The sequence below is a fragment of the Amycolatopsis alba DSM 44262 genome, from assembly GCF_000384215.1.
GTDB classification, from domain to species: Bacteria; Actinomycetota; Actinomycetes; order Mycobacteriales; family Pseudonocardiaceae; genus Amycolatopsis; species Amycolatopsis alba.
Map to the genome: position 1 here is coordinate 2,493,197 of NZ_KB913032.1, position 20,892 is coordinate 2,514,088.

The 20,892-nt window shown below is 67.4% G+C and carries 22 protein-coding genes and 1 tRNA gene; 9 read left to right on the plus strand and 14 right to left on the minus strand.

Going from position 1 to position 20,892, the window contains the following annotated elements; translation table 11 throughout:
* The first annotated feature begins 51 nt into the window (after window positions 1-51).
* A complete protein-coding gene (locus tag AMYAL_RS0111650) occupies window positions 52-1,176 on the plus strand; it encodes a coiled-coil domain-containing protein (protein ID WP_026466974.1) in 1,125 nt (374 codons plus the stop codon).
* Between the two features lie 84 nt (window positions 1,177-1,260).
* On the opposite strand, the gene AMYAL_RS0111655 is transcribed toward AMYAL_RS0111650, so the two are convergent.
* The gene (locus tag AMYAL_RS0111655; RefSeq protein WP_020631482.1) at window positions 1,261-2,586 is read right to left on the minus strand and encodes an amidase; all 1,326 of its coding nucleotides are present in this window, start codon (window positions 2,584-2,586) and stop codon (window positions 1,261-1,263) included.
* Between the two features lie 28 nt (window positions 2,587-2,614).
* Window positions 2,615-3,709, minus strand: coding sequence for an alkene reductase (locus AMYAL_RS0111660; protein ID WP_020631483.1), 1,095 nt, complete (start codon window positions 3,707-3,709; stop codon window positions 2,615-2,617).
* Window positions 3,710-3,777: 68 nt separating this feature from the next.
* On the opposite strand from AMYAL_RS0111660, the gene AMYAL_RS0111665 reads away from it, so the two are divergent.
* Window positions 3,778-4,191 (plus strand): MerR family transcriptional regulator, encoded by a 414-nt coding sequence (locus tag AMYAL_RS0111665; protein ID WP_020631484.1) that lies wholly within the window; start codon window positions 3,778-3,780, stop codon window positions 4,189-4,191.
* A gap of 6 nt (window positions 4,192-4,197) precedes the next feature.
* On the opposite strand, the gene AMYAL_RS0111670 is transcribed toward AMYAL_RS0111665, so the two are convergent.
* The 3 genes from AMYAL_RS0111670 to AMYAL_RS0111680 are packed head-to-tail and all read right to left on the minus strand — an operon-like array spanning window position 4,198 to window position 5,644.
* Window positions 4,198-4,773, minus strand: coding sequence for a TIGR03086 family metal-binding protein (locus AMYAL_RS0111670; RefSeq protein WP_026466975.1), 576 nt, complete (start codon window positions 4,771-4,773; stop codon window positions 4,198-4,200).
* 5 nt (window positions 4,774-4,778) lie between these two features.
* Window positions 4,779-5,264: an SRPBCC family protein gene (locus AMYAL_RS0111675; RefSeq protein WP_020631486.1), complete on the minus strand. Its 486-nt coding sequence runs from the start codon at window positions 5,262-5,264 to the stop codon at window positions 4,779-4,781.
* A 29-nt stretch (window positions 5,265-5,293) separates the two neighbouring features.
* Complete coding sequence (locus AMYAL_RS0111680) at window positions 5,294-5,644, minus strand: ArsR/SmtB family transcription factor (protein ID WP_020631487.1); 351 nt, start codon at window positions 5,642-5,644, stop codon at window positions 5,294-5,296.
* Between the two features lie 254 nt (window positions 5,645-5,898).
* Here AMYAL_RS0111680 and AMYAL_RS0111685 point away from each other — a divergent pair, with 254 nt between their 5' ends.
* From AMYAL_RS0111685 to AMYAL_RS0111700, 4 genes are all read left to right on the plus strand, one after another.
* On the plus strand, window positions 5,899-7,134 hold the full coding sequence (locus AMYAL_RS0111685; RefSeq protein WP_026466978.1) for a glycoside hydrolase family 3 N-terminal domain-containing protein: 1,236 nt from the start codon (window positions 5,899-5,901) through the stop codon (window positions 7,132-7,134).
* 163 nt (window positions 7,135-7,297) lie between these two features.
* Window positions 7,298-8,236 carry a CE1 family esterase gene (locus tag AMYAL_RS0111690; protein ID WP_020631489.1) on the plus strand — a complete coding sequence of 313 codons (939 nt, stop codon included), beginning with the start codon at window positions 7,298-7,300 and terminating at the stop codon, window positions 8,234-8,236.
* Window positions 8,237-8,343: 107 nt separating this feature from the next.
* Window positions 8,344-9,048, plus strand: a complete 705-nt coding sequence (locus AMYAL_RS0111695; protein WP_020631490.1) for a TetR/AcrR family transcriptional regulator — start codon at window positions 8,344-8,346, stop codon at window positions 9,046-9,048.
* Between the two features lie 37 nt (window positions 9,049-9,085).
* On the plus strand, window positions 9,086-10,291 hold the full coding sequence (locus AMYAL_RS0111700) for a cytochrome P450 (RefSeq protein WP_020631491.1): 1,206 nt from the start codon (window positions 9,086-9,088) through the stop codon (window positions 10,289-10,291).
* On the opposite strand, the gene AMYAL_RS0111705 is transcribed toward AMYAL_RS0111700, so the two are convergent.
* The 3 genes from AMYAL_RS0111705 to AMYAL_RS0111715 all read right to left on the minus strand — a co-directional run bounded on the left by AMYAL_RS0111705 (window position 10,288) and on the right by AMYAL_RS0111715 (window position 12,531).
* Entirely contained in the window at window positions 10,288-10,929 is a 642-nt protein-coding gene (locus AMYAL_RS0111705; RefSeq protein WP_020631492.1) for a histidine phosphatase family protein, read from the minus strand. The genes AMYAL_RS0111700 and AMYAL_RS0111705 overlap by 4 nt on opposite strands.
* A 98-nt stretch (window positions 10,930-11,027) precedes the next feature.
* Entirely contained in the window at window positions 11,028-11,825 is a 798-nt protein-coding gene (locus tag AMYAL_RS0111710; protein ID WP_020631493.1) for a TIGR03084 family metal-binding protein, read from the minus strand.
* Between the two features lie 154 nt (window positions 11,826-11,979).
* Window positions 11,980-12,531, minus strand: a complete 552-nt coding sequence (locus AMYAL_RS0111715) for a DUF4190 domain-containing protein (RefSeq protein ID WP_039795420.1) — start codon at window positions 12,529-12,531, stop codon at window positions 11,980-11,982.
* Window positions 12,532-12,752: 221 nt separating this feature from the next.
* On the opposite strand from AMYAL_RS0111715, the gene AMYAL_RS0111720 reads away from it, so the two are divergent.
* Together AMYAL_RS0111720 and AMYAL_RS0111725 are read left to right on the plus strand one after the other, a co-directional pair.
* Window positions 12,753-13,952, plus strand: coding sequence for a sensor histidine kinase (locus AMYAL_RS0111720; protein WP_020631495.1), 1,200 nt, complete (start codon window positions 12,753-12,755; stop codon window positions 13,950-13,952).
* Between the two features lie 30 nt (window positions 13,953-13,982).
* Complete coding sequence (locus AMYAL_RS0111725) at window positions 13,983-14,630, plus strand: response regulator (RefSeq protein WP_020631496.1); 648 nt, start codon at window positions 13,983-13,985, stop codon at window positions 14,628-14,630.
* Here the strand turns inward: AMYAL_RS0111725 and AMYAL_RS0111730 are convergent.
* Window positions 14,603-15,187 carry a hypothetical protein gene (locus tag AMYAL_RS0111730; RefSeq protein ID WP_020631497.1) on the minus strand — a complete coding sequence of 195 codons (585 nt, stop codon included), beginning with the start codon at window positions 15,185-15,187 and terminating at the stop codon, window positions 14,603-14,605. The two genes, AMYAL_RS0111725 and AMYAL_RS0111730, sit on opposite strands and share 28 nt — an antisense overlap.
* A 45-nt stretch (window positions 15,188-15,232) precedes the next feature.
* Window positions 15,233-16,069 (minus strand): alpha/beta fold hydrolase, encoded by an 837-nt coding sequence (locus AMYAL_RS0111735; protein WP_020631498.1) that lies wholly within the window; start codon window positions 16,067-16,069, stop codon window positions 15,233-15,235.
* Window positions 16,070-16,327: 258 nt separating this feature from the next.
* Here AMYAL_RS0111735 and AMYAL_RS0111740 point away from each other — a divergent pair, with 258 nt between their 5' ends.
* Window positions 16,328-17,521 carry a type I restriction endonuclease gene (locus tag AMYAL_RS0111740; protein WP_020631499.1) on the plus strand — a complete coding sequence of 398 codons (1,194 nt, stop codon included), beginning with the start codon at window positions 16,328-16,330 and terminating at the stop codon, window positions 17,519-17,521.
* Here the strand turns inward: AMYAL_RS0111740 and AMYAL_RS0111745 are convergent.
* From AMYAL_RS0111745 to AMYAL_RS0111760, 4 genes are all read right to left on the minus strand, one after another.
* Window positions 17,508-18,032: a winged helix-turn-helix domain-containing protein gene (locus AMYAL_RS0111745; protein WP_020631500.1), complete on the minus strand. Its 525-nt coding sequence runs from the start codon at window positions 18,030-18,032 to the stop codon at window positions 17,508-17,510. The genes AMYAL_RS0111740 and AMYAL_RS0111745 overlap by 14 nt on opposite strands.
* 1 nt (window position 18,033) lies before the next feature.
* The gene (locus AMYAL_RS0111750; RefSeq protein WP_020631501.1) at window positions 18,034-19,284 is read right to left on the minus strand and encodes a sulfite oxidase; all 1,251 of its coding nucleotides are present in this window, start codon (window positions 19,282-19,284) and stop codon (window positions 18,034-18,036) included.
* Between the two features lie 63 nt (window positions 19,285-19,347).
* Window positions 19,348-19,421 (minus strand) — tRNA-Leu (locus AMYAL_RS0111755).
* A 92-nt stretch (window positions 19,422-19,513) separates the two neighbouring features.
* On the minus strand, window positions 19,514-20,842 hold the full coding sequence (locus tag AMYAL_RS0111760) for an NAD(P)/FAD-dependent oxidoreductase (protein WP_020631502.1): 1,329 nt from the start codon (window positions 20,840-20,842) through the stop codon (window positions 19,514-19,516).
* Window positions 20,843-20,892: the final 50 nt, after the last annotated feature.

The following is a 20,892-nucleotide window of genomic DNA, read 5'->3' on the forward strand; positions in this document are numbered from 1 at the left end:
ATCGCCAAGCCTGAGCACGGCGACGCCGGGTACGCAGGTACCGTCGTGACCATGGTTCCCGAGCGAGACAACGGCCTGTTGCCCCTGCGGCGCGAGTACACCCAGGCCTGGCATGGCTTCGACCGGAACGAAGTGCGCCAGTATCTGGATCATCTCGAAGCCCAGCTGCATCGCGTGATCACCGACCGCGACGCCGCGATCGCGCAGGCGACCTCGGCCACCCGCGAACTCGAAACCGTGCGCCACGAGGTGGCGAAGCTGAACGCCAGGATCGAGGAACTGAAGAAACCGCCGGAGCGGCTCGAAGACCTCGACGAGCGGATGCAACGCACCGTCACGCTCGCGCAGGCACGCGCGGACGAGGTCACGAAGCGCGCCGAGGTCGCGGCCGAGAAGCATTGGGCGTCCTCGAGCGAGGCCTCGAAGAAGCTCCGTGAGCGCTACACGCGGCTCGTCGCCGAGCTGGACAAGCAGGCGGACGCGCTGCACTCCGAGCACGAATCCGCGCTCGCCGAGACCCGCGCCGAGGTCCAGCGGCTGACCGTCGAGGCCGCCCAGCGCCGGGAACTGCTGGACAACGAGGCCGAGCGCAAGCGCCGGAAGATCGAGCGCGAGTTCGACCAGACGATTTCGGCTCAGCGCGCTTCACACGAGAAGCACATCGCCGACCAGCAGACGGCCAGCAAGAACCAGGCCGAACGCCGGATCGCGGAGGCCACCGCGGAGGCCAAGCGCCGCGTCGACGAGGCGACGACCGAGGCCAAGCGCCGTCTCGACGAGGCCACGACGACCGCCGCCCAGCGCACGACCGCCGCCCAGCGGAAGGTCGAACGGCTGGCGGAGATCCGCGAGCAGGCCCGCAAGAGCCTGATGCAGGCCGACGAGGTCCTGAAGGGCAGCGAGGCGATGCTCGCGGCGCTGCCCGAAGAATCGGTGATCCCGCACGCTTCGAAGCTCGTCGGCGGCGACAGCAAGGCCGAAGAGACGAAGCCTGCCGCCAAGGCTGCCAAGCCCGCCGAGCAGCCCGCCTCAAAGGCCGCCGCTCCGGCCAAGACCGCTCCTGCCAAGCCCGCTTCTTCGGCGCCTGCCGCCGCTGCGCCGAAGAACGGACAGAGCGAGCAGAACGGCCCCAAGGCGAACGGGCAGAAGCCGTCACCGGCCAAAACCGGCTCCTGACCAGCGCGAAGCAGCAAGGGACCTTTGCTGTCACTCTCTTTGGGAGAGTGACAGCAAAGGTCCCTTGCTCTCTTTTGGCCGGTGTCAGGAGGCGGTGGTGCGCGGCCAGGGGTTGGCCGCTTCGAGCTGGGCGGCAAGGCCGAGAAGGAGCGCTTCCCCACCGGGCGCGGCGACGAGCTGAACGCAGGCAGGGATGCCCGAAGGATGCACGCCGACCGGCACCGACATCGCCGGGTAGCCCGCGAGATTCCACAGCCCGGCGAACCCCGCCACGCGCACCGAAGGCAGCACGTTGGCGATCCACCGGCTTTCGTGCCACCTGCGTGCCTTGAGCGGGAGGGTCGCGATCACGGGCGTGACCAGGACGTCGTGGTCGGCGAAGAATTCTTCGGCACGTTCCAGCCAGCGCTCTCGGGTGCTCTCCCGGACCCGCTTGCTCATCAGACGCCCAAGGCGGACGTGCGTGCGTGTGCGGGGCTGAAGTGCGGCGAGGTCGAACCCGGCCGCTTGTTCTGCCGGGCCCGCGACCCAGCGCGCCAGAAGGCCACCGATCGCGCTGGCGCTGTACCGGGGCGTTCCGGGCGCGACGGTGTGCCCAGCCGCACGGAACAGGTCTCCGGCCTGCGTGACCGCCCGGCTGAAGGCGCGCGGCAACGGCGCCCTCGTCAACGGGACCTGAGTGGACAGGGCGATGCGGGACCGCTTCGGGTCCGCGAGGTCCGCCAGGCCGGGCTGTTCGGCGAGGACCGACATCAGCACGGCCGCGTCGGCCACGGTGGTCGTCATCGGACCGTGTGTGGACAGGCCGAACCAGCCGTTCTCCCCCGGTACGCGGACCACGCCCTTACCCGGTTTGAGACCGACGATCCCGCACATCGCTGACGGCAGCCGGATCGAGCCCAAGCCGTCCGTGCCGTGCGCGATGGGCACCAGCCCGGCCGCGACGGCCGCGGCACTCCCGCCCGACGAACCGCCGGCGGCGTAGGACGGGTTACGCGGATTGCGCGCCATCCCGTCCGGACCGTCGCTCGACGGCCAGATGCACAGCTCCGGCACCCGTGTCAGGCCGACGATCACCGCACCGGCCGCACGCAGCCGTCGCACTATCTCACCGTCCTCTGTGGACACCGTCGAAGACCCCGCACGCGAACCCCATGAGGCATACTCGCCCTCGACCGGCGCGACGTCCTTGACCGCGACCGGCACACCGGCCAAGGGCAGGTCGGCCAGATCCGCACGTTCGGCGACGGCGGCGGCTTCGGCCAGCGCCTCCTCGACCCGGACCCGGCGGAAAGCACCGACCATCCCGTCCGCCGCCGCGATCCGGTCCAACGCCTCACGCGTCACCTCGACCGGATCGAGCTCCTTGGCGCGCACAGCCGCCGCGATTTCCACTGCCGTCTTGACCATCCCCGCACTGTAGATCGGGCGGCGAGGATCAGCTGCACGCCGAACAGGCGGATTTCGCCGAGTCCGGTTCGAACGCCGGGAAATCGGTGTAGCCGTCGAGCCGGGCGCCGTAGTAGACGTCGCGATCCGCCTGAGCGAGCGGAGCTTGAAGCGCGAATCGGGCGGGCAGGTCCGGGTTCGCGATGAACAGCCTGCCGAAGGCGACCACGTCGGCCAGCCCGGATTCGATCAAGGACTCACCCTCGCCTGAGGAGGTCGGATCCTCGGAACGCAGGTTCGCGACCAGCGTCCCCGGCCACAACGGCCGCAGGTGAGACAACGCCTCGGCGTCGGGAGTGTCGATGACGTGCAGGTATGCGAGCTCGTACCGGCGTAGTTCCGCGAGCAATCGTGAGTACACCTCCTTCCAATCGTCTTCCACGATGTCGTTCTCCGGGTTGCCCGGCGAAATCCGCAGAGCGACCCTGGCCGCGCCGATCTGGTCGGTGACGGCCGCCACCACCTCGAGCGGGAAGGCGAGCCGGCCGGTGACGGAACCGCCGTATCGGTCCGCCCTGCGGTTGGTGTTGCCGGCGAGGAACTCCTGGATGAGGTACCCGTTGGCACCGTGGAGTTCCACGCCGTCGAACCCGGCTTCGACGGCCCGGCGTGCCGCCGCGGCGAAGTCCTGGACGACCTCGCCGATCTCGTCTTCACTGAGCGCGCGGGGCTCGACCGTGTCCGTCCAGCCTTCGGCGGAGAAGATCCGCCCGGCCTGCCGGACCGCTGACGGCGCCACCGGCGTCCGGCCTGTCACGCCGGGATGGCTGACCCTGCCCGCGTGCCAGAGCTGCGCGAAGATCTGGCCGCCTTGTTCGTGCACGGCCCTCGTCACCTCACGCCAGGCCGAGGTCTGCTGCTCGGTCACCAGTCCTGGGATACCTGGGCCGCTCTTGCCGGTGCGGTCGACCCAGACACCCTCGCTCACGATCAAGCCGGCGCTCGCGCGTTGCGCGTAGTACTCGGCCGTCCTCGGATGTGGCACACCTGTCGTGTCATCGGCGCGGCCACGGGTCATCGGGGCCATCGCGATGCGGTTCGGCAGCTGGATCGCGGTGCCGCTGAATGCTTCGAGCAACCTCATGAACGCGAAGCTAAACCCTGACACCGGCGTCACGGTCAACCTCGGGTTTCCACGACTACTGTGGACTCATGCGGATCGGCGAACTGGCGGAACGGACAGGGGTGAGCGTCCGTTCGTTGCGGTACTACGAAACGGAAGGCCTGCTGCGTCCCGATCGATGCGGCAACGGCTACCGGACCTTCACCGAAGACGACATCGCCCGTGTTCTGCAGATCCAGCTCTTCTACTCGGCCGGGTTGTGCAGCGGCAAGATCGCGGAACTCCTTCCTTGTGTTTCCGGGGACCACACGCATTTGGTGCCTTCGCCGGGGATGACCGGCGAACTGGAGATCGCCAAGACCCGGATCCAGAACCAGATCTCCTTGCTCACCACCTCTCTGTCGGTTCTGGAGCGTGTCCTGGCCGCGGCCAAGGGGACCGACACCGCCGAGGTGCCGGTTCCTTCCCGGCCCGCCCGGCGACACCGGGGAATCCACGTCTGACCCGGATCACGCGTTCGGGTCGCGGCCCATCAGCCCGAGCAGCCTGTCCTGCAACGGCGCGTCTTCGGGCACCTTCACTTCGGGACCGAAGACGACGATGCCGGGTCCGAAAGCGCCGGGGATCCTCATCTGATCAGGGATCGCCTGCGCACCGGGCCACATCCTGGTGACCTCCTCCGGATCGATCGTGTCGTCCTGGCCGGTGGCACGAGCCAGGTCCCAGCCATGGACCACCATGTCGGCACTGACGACCTGGTCGATGTGCTGCTCGGCGGTCATCTTCCCCGCCGGGGTCTCGTGCTCGGTGGCCGCGAGCTCAGGATCGTCGAGTACGCCCTCGACATCGGCCCGAGCCGACTGGAAGGCCCCGAGCGGGTCTTCCTTGAGTGAAGGCGCCGGCCCGAGATCACGCCCGAGGGGGCGCAGCATCGCGCCGTGCATGTCGACGATGTGCCCGACGACATCCCTGGCGCTCCACTCCTCACACGGGGACCTGCTCTCCCACTGCCCGGCTTCGACGGCGGCGACCTTGCTCTCGAAGAGATCGGCTCGGAGGCGATAACGGTCCTTGATGGCGTTCATCGAGTTCACACCCTCGCCGGTGTGGCAACGACCTCGGCCAGCTTGTCGAAGCCCTCGCCGACCCCCCGCTCCATCCCGGATTCCAGCACGGCGTCCCGGATCCGCTTCGAGCCGTACCGCACCACCTGGGTCAGCGTGGTGACCCCGCCGTGTTCGACCAGCGTCAGAGTCGCCAAGGCCTGCCCTTCCGAGGCCTCGCAGTCCTCGTTCGTCTCGAGGGAGACGAGCTTTTCCGGACGGCTGACCTCCTGGTAGACGCCCTGCAGCAGCATCTCCATCCCGCCGCCGTGGCGCAGCCGGTAGCGCCATCGGCCACCGACCCGCAGGTCGATCTCGCATTCGACGACCTCACAGCCGTGCGGACCGAACCAACGGCATACCAGCTCCGGTTTGGTCCACGCGTCGAACACCAGCGTCCTCGGCGCGCCGAAGGACCTCGTCATGACGATCTCGAGATCGCCGGATTTCGTCACGCTGAGAGCGCGTCCCATCGTGCTGTTCCTTTCCGCTCGTGCGGTGGTCAATCGGTCTCGTCCCGGCGCTCCGGGTGTTGCGTCTCTCCTTCGAGGACGAGGTCCAACTTCGAGAAGGCCTCGTCCCAGTACCGGCGGTACCCGCCGATCCATTCGTTCGCGTTCTTCAGCGGCGTGGCCACGAGCCGGCAAGGGCGACGCTGGGCGTCACGCCCCCTCGCCACCAGCCCCGCCCGCTCCAGCACTTTCAGATGCTTGGAGATGGCGGGCTGGCTCATCGCGAACGGCTCGGCCAGCTCCGTCACCGTGGCTTCACCGTGCGAGAGCCGCGCGAGGATCGCGCGGCGGGTGGGGTCGGCGAGCGCCGCGAAGGTGACATCGAGCAGATCCTGCGGCAACGTCGCCCGCCTTTCAGTTCTCACGAATTCGAGTTCTCACGTTCGGCCCGGTCGGCGCCTGCGCGACCGTAGATAACCTTGCGGTTCCATAACCATGTGGTAATGTAGTTCGCATCGGATCGGCTTGTCAAGGGCGAACAGCAGGTCAACGCAGGAGAACACCGAACAGGAAGGAGGTGAGGCTGACGCGAGCACGTACCAAAGGGCACGCGGGCGCGTACTAAAGGGCAACTGGGGTTACCGTCGATGTCGGCATGGACGACGAACGAAAAGAGCCGATGAACTCCGGGCGACCGAAGACGACGAAGCGATGGTTGACCGTCATCCTGGGAACGGTCACCGTTCTGCTCACCAGCGTGCAATGCGGTACGACGGCCGAACAGGCCGGATCGGCACAGCCCGCGGGAACCACACCCCCACCGCGGATCGGCGCCACTACGAGCCCGTCCAGCTCAAGCCCGCCCTCGCCGTCACCGAGGGCCGAGCAGGCGCCTGACACGGGTTGCGAGGCCGTCATCGCCGGGATGAGCCCCCGGCAACGACTGGCCCAGCTGATGGTGGTCGGCGTGAACGCCGGCGACCCGCAAGCGGCGGTGAAGCTGGTGCGCGATCAGCAGGTCGGCGGGATCTTCCTCGGCGGCAACGAGACGGCCCTGCTGCAGAACCGCGCGCTGGACGAGGTGCAGCGGGCCGCGAAGGTACCGGTGTCGGTGGCGATCGACGAGGAAGGCGGCCGCGTCCAGCGGATCGACGACCTCGACGGCGCCATGCCCAGTGCCCGGAAGATGGCCGCGACCATGACACCGGCGCAGGTACGGGCGAAGGCCGCCGAACGAGGTCGACAGATGCGGGCTCGCGGCGTCACCGTCGACTACGCGCCCGACGCCGACATCACCGACCAACCGGATCGTGACATCGTCGGTGACCGGTCGTTCGGCGCGACCCCGGAAACAGCGCGCAAGTACGTCTTGGCGTTCGCGCAGGGCCTGCGGGACGCCGGGGTGCAGCCGGTACTGAAGCACTTCCCTGGGCACGGGCACGCCACCGGGGACTCCCACAAGGGACTGGTGCAGACGCCACCACTGGCCTCGCTGCGAAAGGTCGACCTGGTGCCGTATCGCGACATCGGCGAGTACGGCGAGGTCGGCGTCATGGTCGGGCATCTGGACGTGCCCGACTTGACCGGCGGCGCGCCGTCGACCCTGTCCTCGGCGGCGTACCGGCTGCTGCGGCAGGACTACGCGTTCGATGGCCCGGTGATCACGGACGATCTCGGGGCGATGAAGGCGATCACGTCGCAGTACCCGCTGCAGACTGCGGTGCTCAAGGCCTTGCAGGCAGGGGCGGATCAGGCGTTGTGGTCCTCCGGAGGCAACGTCAACACGGTGCTGACGACGCTGGAGCAAGCGCTTGCGTCCGGCGCCCTCCCGGCCGCGCGCGTCGAGGAGGCTTTGAACCGGGTGCTCGCGGCCAAACAGGCCTGCGGCTGACCGGCCGCGAGCTCCGGCGAGGTTGCCGGGCGAGGCCGTCTGACGGGTCGCCCGGTGGGGTGACAAGAAAAGCGGTCCGAAAACTCAATGAACACAATGCTGACCAGGCCCGAGCCGGGGGTGACCCTGATCACCGCCCCGCCGCCCGATCAAGGAGGATCGCGTGCCTGGTCCCACGAAGTACCTGCGTCATCTCGCGCTGACGGCCGCCACCGCTGCCGGACTGAGCCTGCTCGCCGCACCGGCGGCGTCGGCCGCGCCGTCGCCGATCGATCATCCGGTGCGGACCACCGGCTGTCACCGTCCGTCCCCGGTTCCCGCCGGGACGACGACACTGCGGACCGTGGCGTCCGGCGGCCTGGTCCGCGAGTACACGGTGCACGTTCCCGCGCGGTACCAGCCATCTCGGCCGTACCCGCTGGTGTTGTCGTTCCACGGACACAAGCGGACGTCGAAGTATCAGGAGGAGCTATCCGGATTTTCCGCGTATGACGCGATTTCCGTCTACCCGCAAGGACTTGTGGGCACCGACGGCGAATCGGCATGGACCGGCGCGCCCTACTCGGCGGCCGCCGACGACGTGCTCTTCACCAGTGATCTGCTGAACACGCTCCAGCGGGAACTGTGCGTCGATTCCCGTCGCATCTACGCGACGGGCAAATCGAACGGCGGCGGGTTCGTCGGTGTCCTCGCCTGTCGGCTGCCGGGCCGGATCGCGGCGTTCGCCCCGGTCGCCGGCGCGTTCTACCCGCAGGGCGGCGAGTGCCACCCGTCGCGGCCCGCTCCGATTCTCGACTTCCACGGAACCTCCGACACGACGATCCCCTACGCCGGGAATCCCGCCAAGGGCCTGCCTGCGCTGCCGGACTGGCTCGCCGCGTGGGCGGACCGGAACGGCTGCTTCTCCCGCCCGATCCAGTACTCGCCGAAGACCGATGTCACCGTCCAACGCTGGCTCGGTTGCTCGCTCCAGCACTACCGGATCGAGGGCGCGGGACATGTCTGGCCGAGTACGGCACCGAACAACGACTCCGCCACCCCGACCGTCATCAACGCGACGCCGGTCATCTGGAACTTCCTGCTCGCCCACCGCCTGCGTTAAAAATCCGTCTGGTTCCTTGCCGGTCCCGTCCATTCGGCGCTACCGTCGGACTGACCAGATGACCAGATAAGCAAATCTGGTCATGAAGTCAGAGACTGGGAGCGCACGTGGCAGAACGTCCGGACCGCACCGCCGGCCGCGCCGATCGCATCCTCGACGCGGCCGGCGTCCTGCTGTCGCGGCTGGGCTATCGCAAGGTGACCATCGAGGACATCGCGAGTCAGGCCGGCATCGGGAAGGGCACGATCTACCTGCACTGGCCCACCAAGGAAAACCTCTTCCACGCGTTGCTCCTGCGTGAATCCCTCCGGGCCGCCGAGAACCTTCTCGAACGGCTGGACGAAGATCCGGCGGAAGTGGTCCCGCATCGGTTCCAGCGGGCCGCGTTCCTGTTCACCCAGCGCAATCCGTTGCTCGGCGCGCTCATCACCGGCAACACCGAACTGCTGGGCCGGTTGAAGAAACATCCCTTGCAGGATCAGGACGCCGTCGTCTCCGAGCGGTATCTGAAGACGATGACCGACCGGGGTCTGCTGCGCGACGACATCCCGAACCTGCTGTTCTCCCTGCGTGCCTCGGCGCTGGGGTTCTACCTGATGGACAGCTTCACCACCGACGGCACCGGCCTCACACCCGAGGCGAAGGCCGACGCTCTCGCGCACATCATCCGGACGGCGTTCGAGCCGCCGGAGCCACCGTCCACGGCGAATCTGGCCGCCGCCGCGGCCGAAGCGATCGAAGCGTTCCGGGACCTGATCTCGTCCTATGACGCCTGGATCTACCGAAAGGACGGTACCGAGGAGCCTGCGTGATCCGAGCTCCTCCACCACGAGAAGAAGGGGGCAAGCCATGACCACGATCGCCGAAAACTGGGGCGTGCACAAAGACCAGTTCTGGCTTCGAGGTGAATTCCCGGACGAAGCGGTCGGTTTCGAATCCGAAACGGGCGCGTGGAACGTCTACGGCCACGCCGAGTCACTGAAGACTTTGAGCGATCCCAAGGTGTTCTCCTCCGACACCGCCCGTCTGATCCCCAAGGAGATGTCGCCGGACAAGGACCAGTTCATCGAGGGCAACCTGCTCCAGATGGATCCGCCGGATCACAAGAAGCTGCGCACGCTGGTCAGCCACGCCTTCACGCCGAAGGTCGTCGCGGACCTGGAGCCGCGGATCGCCGCGTTGACGAACGAACTCCTCGACGCCGTCGACGGCGCGGACTCGATGGAACTGGTGACCCACCTGGCTTACCCGCTGCCGGTGATCGTCATCGCGGAGCTGCTCGGCATTCCGGCGAGCGATCGCGACCTGTTCAAGGAATGGGTCGACACGCTGCTGCGCAACAGCCAGAAACGGTCGCTCATCGAACAGAGCGAGGAGGACAAGAGAGCCGCCGAGGAAACGCGTGAGCAGATCACGAACCTCGTCAACTATCTGGGCGAGCACGTCGACGATCGACGGAAGAACCCGCGTGAGGACCTGCTGACCAAACTCGTCGAGGCCGAGGTCGACGGCGTGAAACTCACACAGAACGAAGTCGTCAACTTCGCGAACGTGCTGTTGCTCGCCGGGCACATCACCACCACGATGCTGCTCGGGAACACGGTGCTGTGCCTGGATTCCCATCCGGACGAGTACCGGCGCGTCCGCGAGGACCGTTCGCTGTTGCCCGCCACCATCGAGGAATCACTGCGTTTCCTCAGCCCGTTCGCCCTCGTCGCCCGCGCCACGACGACCGAGGTCGAACTGGGCGGCCGGACGATCCCGGCGGACAGCATGGTGTTCACCTGGGTCGCGGCGGCGAACCGGGATCCGCGTACGTTCACGAATCCGGGCGTCTTCGATCCGGCGAGGGCGCACAACCCGCATCTCGCCTTCGGCCGCGGGATCCATTTCTGCATCGGCGCCCCGCTCGCCAGGCTGGAAGGCAAGACGGCGCTCAACATCCTGCTGGACCGGTTCCCGCATCTGCGCACCGATCCGGCGGTTCCGCCGTCGTTCATCCCCAGCCCGCACATGACCGGGGTGAACGAGCTCCAGCTGCTGCTGAAGCCCTAGCGGTCGGCGAACCGGGAGGCGAGCGGGACCACCACACGCGGAATCCGTTTGCCAGGCGTGTACCGAAGTTCGGTGATGTTGCCGTTCGGCACGGGATAGGTGTCGGCGAATGTGCGGAATCCGCGCATGGCCTCACTGTCCGGGGTGGTGATCCCGGTCAGCAGTGACCACATGACCGCGCGGATGAAGAGCCCGTGCGTGAAGACGGCGATCGGCCCTGGCTCCCGTTCTCCCAACCGCGCCAGGAATTCCTGGGTCCGGTCGAAGAGAGCGGCGAAGGATTCCGCGCCGTTCACGGCGTGGTGCGGATCGGCCCGGTCCCAGTAGGCCTCCGTATAGGGCTTGCGGGTGGCGGTGGTGGTGACCTGTCCATGGAGTTCGCCGAGGAAGGTGAACTCCTGGACAGGCCACTCCTCACGCTCCGCGCCGGGGAACCGCTCGATCGTCGGCTCGGCGGTCTGTCGTGCCCGTAAGAACGGCGACGTCACGATCAACCGAGGCGGTTCGGCCAGTGATTCCACGATTTCGAGGGCTTGCCGTCTGCCGAGTTCGGTCAGCGCCGACGCCCCCGGTTCGCCGCCGGGAAGACCCGCGTTGCTCTCGCTTTCCCCGTGCCTGATCAACCACACCCGTGCCACGATCGCCTCCTAGACCCCGTGTGCCATCGACGATCGCACCGGACGGAGTTGATCGCGACTTCCAGGATGCCCTAATCATCGCGGAAGCGGCGCGGCTTTCAGCTGTCGAACTGCCCCGGTGCGCGCCCCTGTCCCGCAGGGCCGCGGTACGCCTGCGCGATGTCCAGCCAGTGGTCCGCGAGGGCGCCTTCGGCACGGACGTCGAGGTCGTCGCGGTGACGGCGCCGCGTGACCAGGAGGCAGAAGTCCTCCGCGCTCCCGGTGACCCGCTGGCGGGAGTCCTCGGGCCCGAACGTCCACAGCTGCCCGGACGGCGCGGTGATTTCGAAGCGGAACTCCTGCTCCGGCGGGGTCAGGCTCCGTGCTTCGTAACCGAAGTCCCGCACCCGGACGGCGAAGCCGACGAGGTACGCGAGCCGATCGGTCCGCTCCGGGCGCACGCCCAGCGCGTCCGCGACATCCTGGCCGTGCGCGAACAGTTCCATCATCCCGGCGCAGGCCAGGATGGCCGGCGGCAGCGGGTTGACCAGCCACGGCACGACCTGGTCCGCCGGGACCGCGGCGAGTGCCTTGATGCCGGCGTCGCGCTCGGCGCGCCATCGGGTCAGCAGGACCTCGTTGGGGTCGCCGAGGTAGTCGTCCAGTGCCGCGTTGACGGCGGCGTCGAAGCCGCGCGCCATCGAGGTCTTCGCGAGTTCGGCGAACTTCCGCGGCTCGGCCGCGGACAGCCCGGCGATCTTGAAGATGAAGGAGAGATGCGCGATCTGGTGCTTGACCGACCAGCCGACCGCGGGCGTGGGCAGATCCCATCCCGCGTCGTCCAGATCGGCCACCAGGGCGTCGACCTGTTCGCCCTCCGTGGTGAGATCCCTGATCACGTACCGGAAGTCAGTCACCGTGCCGTCCTCTCGCCGTTTCCACCCTTTCGAATGATGCGGACGCGCCGCGCCGTCGTCTTCTCCTGGCGAGCCCCGTCGGAACCATGCCGGAAACACGAAGGCCTCCCCGCCACCCCGAGAATGGCGAAGGAGGCCTTTCACCGTCCGGCCGTCACATTCCGGTGCAGGCGGCCGTGGCGAACTCGCCGGAAGCGGTCTTGGTCGAAACCACCGCGCCGTCGACAGTGATCTTGCAGGTGACCGACCCGCCGGTCTCGCCGGTCGAGACGGTGAGCGTCCCGCCCTTGTAGACGCCCTTGTTCTCGACTTCCTTGTTCCACGGCAGCGCCGGCACCGTTTCGGTGAGGGGGTTGAGTACCTCGCCGTAGATGACCTCGACGTTCGTGGCGTCGCCGGTGATCTCGTAGGACACCTTCGCGGTGCGGTTGATCTCGTTGTTGACCTCGTCGACGGCCGCGTTGAACACGAAGATCCACACCACGCAGACCACGAGCCCGAGCGCGGACAACGCGATACCGGTGATGGAGAGCCCCTTGTTGGAGGCCTTTCCGTTCTTGACGCGGATCAGCCCGATGATCGAGAAGATCAGGCCGAGGACCACCAGCGGCCAGGCGATGACGCCGACGAACGGGATCGGGGAGAAGACCAGCCCCACCAGGCCGAGGACGAAGCCCGTGACGCCGATGCCGTTGCGGGGTGGCATCGGGCCGCCGGGGGCTTGCGGGGCCGGCGTGTAGGGGGTTTGCTGGGTCACGGGTTTTCCTTTCCAAAGGGATGAACGAGGCGGCATACAACCAGCGATCGCGAGGCCGCCGCGTCGTCCTCGGCGCGTGAACCCGGTACGACGAAAGTCGTAATCCGCGCTCTTCGAAGGATCGATTCCGCTGATGCGGGAGACCAAGCCACCTTGCGTACGCTCAGCGCATGGCAAGGCGTGTGCTCGGGGTGGTGCTCACCGTGGTGGCGGTCGCGGTGTGCGTGATCAGCAGCATTTTCGTCTTCAGCGCCCAGGGTTATCTTCCGGCGACGAAATCGTTCGATCCGACTTGGTGGTCCACGCTCGGCTTCTTCACCGGGATCGCGGCGGCCGTCATGCTCTGCTGGCGGCACAAATGGCCGGAACTCGTCCTCGGCATCGCCCTCGTACCACCACTTTGTTTCCGTTCCGACGCGCTGGCCGCGTTGGTCGCCCTCGCCGCCTTGGCCGCGCATCGCCGCGACCGTCTCATGTGGATCGGGTCCGTACTTGTCTACTTCGCCACGGCATGGGCCCTGTTCGGCGACGCCAACCGCCATCCCGACGTGACCATCGCGGGCCAGATCGTCGGCAAGCAGTTCTCCGCCGTGCAGCTGATGGGGACGCTGACGGTCGCCGTCGTGATGACGGCCGTCCCGCTCACCGTCGGGGTCGTCCGCGGGATGCAGGACACGCTCGCGATCCGTGAGGCCAAGGAAGAGGAACTCCGCGCCGAAATGACCCGTCGCGCGGAACGCACCCGGATCGCGCGCGAGATGCACGACGTCCTCGGGCACCGGCTTTCCCTGCTGTCCCTGCAAGCAGGCGCGCTCGAAGTCGGTAAGGGACCGGCGACGACGGAAGCGGCGAAGACCGTCCGCACGACCGCACGCCAGTCGCTCGAAGATCTGCGGCAGGTCATCGGTGTCCTCCGCGACGGCCAGGGTTTCGGCGAAAACGGCGAGAGCGGCACCCATCCCGAACCACCGCAGCCGACGCTGGCGGACATCCCCGAACTGGTCGCCAACGCCCGTCGGGCCGGGCTGGGGGTCAACGTGACGATCCTGCTCGACGACGCGGGCGGCGCGCCGGCACTGCTCGGCACGACCGCGTACCGGATCGTCCAGGAGTCGCTGACCAACATCCTGAAACACGCGCCGGGCGCGGCGGCCGAGGTTTCGGTACGAGGAGGGCCGGGAAGCGGGGTCACCGTCGAAGTCGTCAATCCACTGCCCGCGACGCCCACCGCGGGGAAGCCGCCGGGCGCGGGCGCCGGGCTGACCGGGATCGGCGAACGCGTCACCCTGATCGGCGGGAACGTCAGCGCCGGGCCCACCGAAGAGCGCACATTCGCCGTTCGGGCTTGGCTACCGTGGGGACACCACTAACCTGGCTGGGTGAACCAGCGCCCACTGCGAGTGCTGCTCGTCGATGACGACCCCCTCGTGCGAACCGGTTTGTCGATGATCCTGTCCAGCACGGACGACATCCGGGTCGTCGCGGAAGCGGGCGACGGCGACGAGGCCGTGCCGAAGGTGACCATGCACGCTCCCGACATCGTGCTGATGGACATCAGGATGCGGCGGATGAACGGGCTCGCGGCGACCGCGGCCGTCACCGCGCTGCCCAATCCGCCGAAAGTGCTCGTGCTGACCACCTACGACCTCGACGAGTACGTCTTCGACGCGCTCGGCGCGGGCGCCAGCGGGTTCCTGCTGAAAGAGGGCTCTCCCCAGGAGATCATCGACGCGGTGCGCGTGGTCGCGGCGGGTGAGGCGATGTTGTCCCCGCGGACGACGCGGAAACTCATCGGGCATTTCGTCGCGGCACGGGTGAGCCCTCGCCGTCATCGGGCACGGGCCGGGCTGAGCACCCTGACCGAACGTGAACGGGAGATCGTCACCGCTGTCGCCCAGGGCGGGACCAACGCCGAGATCGGCGCGGAACTGCACCTGAGCGAGGCGACGGTGAAGACCCACATCACCCGGATCTTCGCGAAACTCGACGCGAACAACCGGGTCCAGCTGACGATCTTCGCCTACGAAGCCGGGCTTGTCGCTCCCTGACGGTCCGTCGCGAGCAACCCGGCGACGACGGTCGCCCAGAGGACCACGGCACCGCCGAAGCCGGGCACGAGCTGCCAGGCCGCCGTCCAGCCCGCGGTCGCGAGCACCGCGGCCAGCACGGCGACACCGCACAACGCGGCGCTCAGCACCAGGAAACGCCGCGAGCCGAACAACTTCGCGAACGGCAGGAAGTGCAAGCCGACCACGAAGAGCACCCACGCGGGCACGGCTTCGGGAAGTTCGAAGACCGCCGAGAACACTCTCGCTCCGGCGAAGATCCCCACCAGCATGAGCAGGACGGCGATTCCGTATCGCCTGCCGAACGGGCTTTCCTCTCGCCCGCCGCCCGCGGGCAGCCCGGCACCACGGCGGGCGGTCAGCACGAGCCAGCCCGCCAGTCCCAGCACCGCGGCGACCCCCACGACGATCAGCGGCGTCGATCCGCCGGAGACGGAGGAGGCGCCGAAGAACCACCAGGCGGCCCCGAATCCCACGCCGATCGCGGAACTGATCAGCAATGTGATCAAGTGCCCCTTGGTGAACTGTCCGTCCGTCATCGCTCCTGGGTCTCCTCCTCCCCCCGGCGGAACAGTACCCGTGGGCTACGCGAGCCCGGCGAGGATGGCCGCGGCCTCCCGCGGATGCATGAGGAAGCGGACGTGGCTGCTGTCCAGCGACCGCACGTCGGTCGGGTTGTCCGGGGTGAGCGCGTCCGCCTCCTTGATGAAACGGTCCTGAAGCGCGAGCGGCATCGACAGGTCCCCGGTGAGCCTGATGTAGGTGCGCGGGATCCGGCCCCACGTGGCGGCGTCGGCGCGTTCGGTGCCCGCGTCGAGGCTCTCGTCCGGTTCGAGGGTGTTGAGGTAGGCGAAGAACTCCTGCTCGGTGCCGTCTTCGAGCATCGCGGTCTTCAACGCGGCCAGCAGGGCGGGGTCGGCCGTGCGCCAGTTCATCCGGAGCGCGCCGAGTTCGGCGGGGTTCGCGACGACGACACCGCCGACGTCGTTCAGCGCGCTGCTCGCGTTCTCCGGTCCCTGCATGTACTCGCCCACCGTCGCGTCGACGCAGCACCACGCGGAGATGTAGACGATCCGGGCGATCAGATCCGGGACGGCGTTGCCCGCCCCGGTGAGCGGGATCCCGCCGCGACTGTGCCCGACCAGGATGACCGGCCCGTGCTCGGCGGCCTTGCGCACGACGTCCACCACATGCTCGACGACTTCGGCGGAGGTGACGCCCGCCTGGCTCGACGGTGCCGTGGCCAGCGCCGCGAGGTCTTGCGGCGCCTGGTACGCCGCGTGGAACCCGGCGCTGAAGCCGTGTCCGGGGAGGTCGACGGCCAGCGTGCGGTGGCCGAGCAGGGCGAGCTCGCGTTGCAGCGGGTTCCAGGTGAAGGAGTTGCAGTTGGAGCCGTGGACGAAAACGTAAGTCGGAGTCACGTTCGCATCCTGACATCCCCGCTTTGCCCGGCCGATGATCCTGGGTCGAAGGTCATGCCGATCACAGGTCATCGCGATCCGGCAGGCCCTCTCCACGCCTGTCAGACAGGTAACTTGGTCGCATCTGACATCACCGTGGAGTCACGAGATGTAACGCAGGAGCTTCGGTCGACGACCTAGCTCCACGCAGCACAGCGAGAGCTTCTGGGGAAGGTGCGGCTCCGCCGCCGAGGGACAGATCATCTGGAGGACACCACCATGGAGATCGCAGAGCGCGCACAGGCTCTGGCTCTGAAGATTCGGAAGCACAAGGCTGACATCCAGACGGAAGAAGCCACCAAGAACGCTTTCGTGATGCCCTTCATCAGCACCGTCCTCGGGTACGACGTCTTCAACCCCGCCGAAGTAATCCCCGAATTCACTGCGGACGTCGGCACCAAAAAGGGCGAGAAGATCGACTACGCCATCGTGCACGACGGACAAGTGCAGGTTCTGGTCGAGGCCAAGAAGATCAATGATCCCCTTCGCATCGAGCACGCATCCCAGCTCTTCCGGTACTTCGCTGTCACGAACGCGAGAATCGCCATTCTCACGAACGGCGAGACGTACCAGTTCTACACCGACCTGGACGCGCCGAACCGAATGGACGCGAAGCCTTTCCTGGTGCTGGACTTTTCGGATATCGACGACACTCTGCTCCCCGAACTGGCGAAGTTGAGCAAAGAGTCCTTCAACCTGGACTCGGTCATCAACGCGGCCGAGGAGCTCAAGTACATCGGTCAGATCAAACGGATCCTCGCGACCCAGTTCAAGACGCCGGAGGACGAGTGGGTGAAGTTTCTGGCAGGCCGGGTCTACGAAGGGTCATTCACCCAGCGAGTGCGTGACCAATTCGCTCCGCTTGTGGACAAGGCGGCACGCCAGTTCCTCAACGAGCAGGTCAACGACCGGCTGAAGAACGCGCTGGGCGGGCCTGATTCGTTCGTCAGTGTTTCCACCGGCGCAGCTGATCTACCCGAGCAGGACGTTCCAACCGAGAATTCGCCTGCGGCACTCTCGGAAACAAGGCCGCGTGACAGCAACGGCGATGTGGTCACGACCGAAGAAGAACTCGAAGGATACCGGATCGTACGCGCCATCGTCTGCGGAGAAGTACCGGCGGCGAGGATCGTCGCGCGTGACACGAAAACCTATTTCGGTGTGCTGTTGGACGACAACAATCGCAAGCCCATCGCTCGGCTGTGGTTCAACCGCGCGAAGAAGTATCTCGGCGTCTTCGACGAAAACAAGGTCGAGACACGTGTCCCCATCGAGACGGTCGAGGAGATCTACCAGCACGCCGACCAGCTCCGGAAGACTGTGGCCCGATACAACTCCGCAGCCTCCTCCGAAGCCAAGTCGGCCGAAGCCGCGGAGCCGAACTTCGCCGATTCGTCGCTCAATCCGCGATGAGCACCTGTCCCTCCCCGTCGAACCGGTAGCCGACCCCGCGCACCGTCGTGATCGGCGTCAGCGCGGGTTCCAGCTTCCCGCGGATCTTCCGGACGTGGACGTCCACGGTGCGCCCGTTACCCCCGGACAGGCCCCACACCTGCGCCATCAGAGTGACGCGGTCGAAGACACGGTCCGGATTCCGGCTCAGGAACAGCAGGAGATCGAACTCCAGCCTGGTGAACTCCAGCGCCTCGCCCCGCAGCAGCACCCGCCGCGCGTCCGGCTCGATGCGCAGTGGCGGCGCGGACTCGTCGAGGCGGCGACGCCGTCCGGCGAGTTCGACGACCTGACCGGAATTCGCTTCACCGGCGCGGAAGGTCCGTGCTGTCAAGGTCACCCCGACAGTGTCCTCAAAGGACTCAAGCAGGCGCGCGGCGATCGCGGCGGCGTGCTCTGAATCGGTGCTCACCCGTAGCGCCAGGGTCAGCTCGACGGTCGGCTCACCGCTCACCGCGATCGACCGGGTCATCTCACACCACCTTGACCGGATGCCGGACGACGGCATCGAACAGGTAGCCCTGGGTGTTGAGCGGGGTGACGTCCGGCTGGGTGACACCGGTGATGTCCGTGGCCCGCGCCCGCAAGGTGCGGGCGCCGGGAGCACCGGGGCGCCACGGGATTTCCCAGCGTTGCCAGCCCCGGTCCGCGGCCGTGCCCACGAACTTCGCGTGCCGCCAGCCTTCGCCCGTGTCGACTTCGACCCGCCGGATCCGGCCGTTGCCCGACCACGACCGGCCGCGCAGCACCTGCCTGCCGCCGGCCTCGAACTCCGCGTTCCACGGCAGTTCGAACGCGCTCTTGACCACCTGCCGGGTCACGACGGTTCCCTCCGCCGGATAGTCCGGTCCGAGCAGCCGGTAGTACTGCGTGTTCCACGGCGACACCAGTGGCGTCTCCGAGACTTCGATGCGGCCCAGCCATTTGATCGACGAGATCCCGATCCAGGACGGTACGACGAGCCGGACCGGATAGCCGTGGTCCGGCGGGAGCGGTCGCCCGTTCATCTCGTAAGCCAGCAAGACGTCCTGCAGTGCTTTCGCGACCGGCAGCGGGCGCCGCACCTTCCCCAGATTGGTCCCGCCGGTGACGTAATCGGCGTCGAGTCCTTCCGGGAGCACGTCCACCGCGTGCCGCGTCAGCCCCGCCCTGGCCAGCACGGTGGAAAGCCGGACACCGCGCCAGCGCGCGACCCCGATCGCGCCGAGCTTCCACGCCGTGCCGGACACCGCCTGCCCTTGCTGGCCGGTGAAATAGCTCCGCCCGTTGCCCGCGCATTCGATGGCGACGGTGATCGTCTCCGAAGGCAATCGGCGAAGGTCGTCGTAGGTGAACTCGACGGGCTTGTCCGCCGTCGGAGCGCCGCGCAATCCGGTTCCGAAGAGCTTCAGGCGCCAGGCTCCGGCGTCGATCGACGGGGTGGCGGTGTGGTTTCGCACGAAGAACCGCTCGACCGGCGTCAAGTAGCCCTGGCCGCTCAGTGCTTCCCAACGCGTCTCCGCATTGGTGCCGTACACCTCGAAGATCTCCGGCGGCAAGGGCTTCACGATCGGCGCGGCGGCCGACGCGGTCCCTGCCGGAAGCGCTCCGAGCGCCGTCATCGCGAATGAGCCACCGGCCGCCAGCCGGAGCAGCCCCCGCCGCGATAGCGCTTCCCCAGCGCGCCACTGCGCGAGCCGTGTGCGGTCGTAAGTGGCTTCGTCGGTCAGGCCGGTTCCGGTCATGCGGCTCATTGTCGGCAGCGGCCGTCCGCCTGGACCAGCATGTCCACAGAGCGGAACGTGTTGTGCCCCGGACGGGGATCGAACCCGCACTGGGTCGATTTTAAGTCGACTGCCTCTGCCAGTTGGGCTACCGGGGCACCGACAGCCTAGGCGATGACACCCGAAACGCCGTGAAGGCCTCCTTCCCTACGTTCAAGGTAGGGAAGGAGGCCTTCACGGAGCTACGACCTCAGGACTTCGACAGCCTGTCGAACTCCTCGCGCGGGTTGTTGATCTGGCCGAGCGAGATGACCTCGCGCCGGAACAGACCGCCGAGCATCCAGTCGAACAGGATGCGGATCTTGCGGTTCCACGTCGGCATCGCCTTGAGGTGGTACGCGCGGTGGAAGAGCCAGGCCGGGAAGCCCTTGATCTTCAGGTTCAGCGCGTCGGCGACACCCTTGTGCAGGCCGAGGCTGGCCACCGCACCCAGGTTCTTGTGGTAGTAGTCCTTCGGCTTGCCGCCGCGGATCACCTTGATGATGTTCTTCGACAGCAGCCGGGCCTGGCGAACGGCGTGCTGCGCGTTCGGCGGGCAGGTCGCGGTCGGGTCCTGCTCGGTACGCGAGAGGTCCGGCACGGCGGCGTTGTCACCGGCGGTCCAGACGTCGGGGTGCCCGACGACCTGCATCGCGGCGGTGGCCTCGACGCGGCCGCGCTTGTCCAGCGGCAGATCCGAGGTCGCGAGCACCGGGTTCGCCTTCACGCCGGCGGTCCAGATGATCGTGTCGGTGTCGAACTCGGTGCCGTCCGAGAGCACGACGTGGCCGTTCTCGAACGACTTCGCCGCTGTCGACAAATAGACTTCGATGCCGCGCTTCTCGAGCTGCTCGACGGTGTACACACCGAGCGTCTCGCGCACCTCGGGGAGGATCCGCCCGGCCGCCTCGACGAGCACCCAGCGGATGTCCTCGACCTTGAGGTTCGGGTAGTAGTTCTCCACCGCGAAGCGGGTCATGTCCTCGAGCTCGGCGAGCGCCTCGATACCGGCGAAACCACCACCGACGACGGTGAACGTCAGCAGGCGCTTGCGCTGCTCGGGGTCGAGCGTGCTGGCGGCCTCGTCCAGCTTCGTCATGACGTGGTTGCGCAGGTAGATCGCCTCGCCGATGGTCTTGAAGGCGATACCTTCCTCGACCAGGCCAGGGATCGGCAGGATGCGCGCCACGGCGCCGAGCGCGACCACGAGGACGTCGTAGTTCAGCTGCTCGACGTGCCCGTCGGCGGCTTCGACCGTGACGGCCTTGCGCTCGTGCTCGATCTTCGTCACGCGCGCGGTGAGCACGTGACAGCGCTTGAGCACGCGCCTGAGCGGCACGACCACGTGCCGCGGTTCGATCGCACCGGCCGCCGCCTCGGGCAGGAAGGGGGCATAGGTCATGTGCGGCTGCGGATCAACGACCGTCACGGACGCTTCGTTGGCCCGGAGCATCTTCTGAAGCCCGTACGCCGTGTAGAGCCCGACGTACCCACCACCAAGGACGAGGATCCGTGTCGGTTCCGACTTAACACCAGCCATATTCCTATAGTCGCACCCATCAGCTGAGATCGCTCGTGTACCCCATCCCG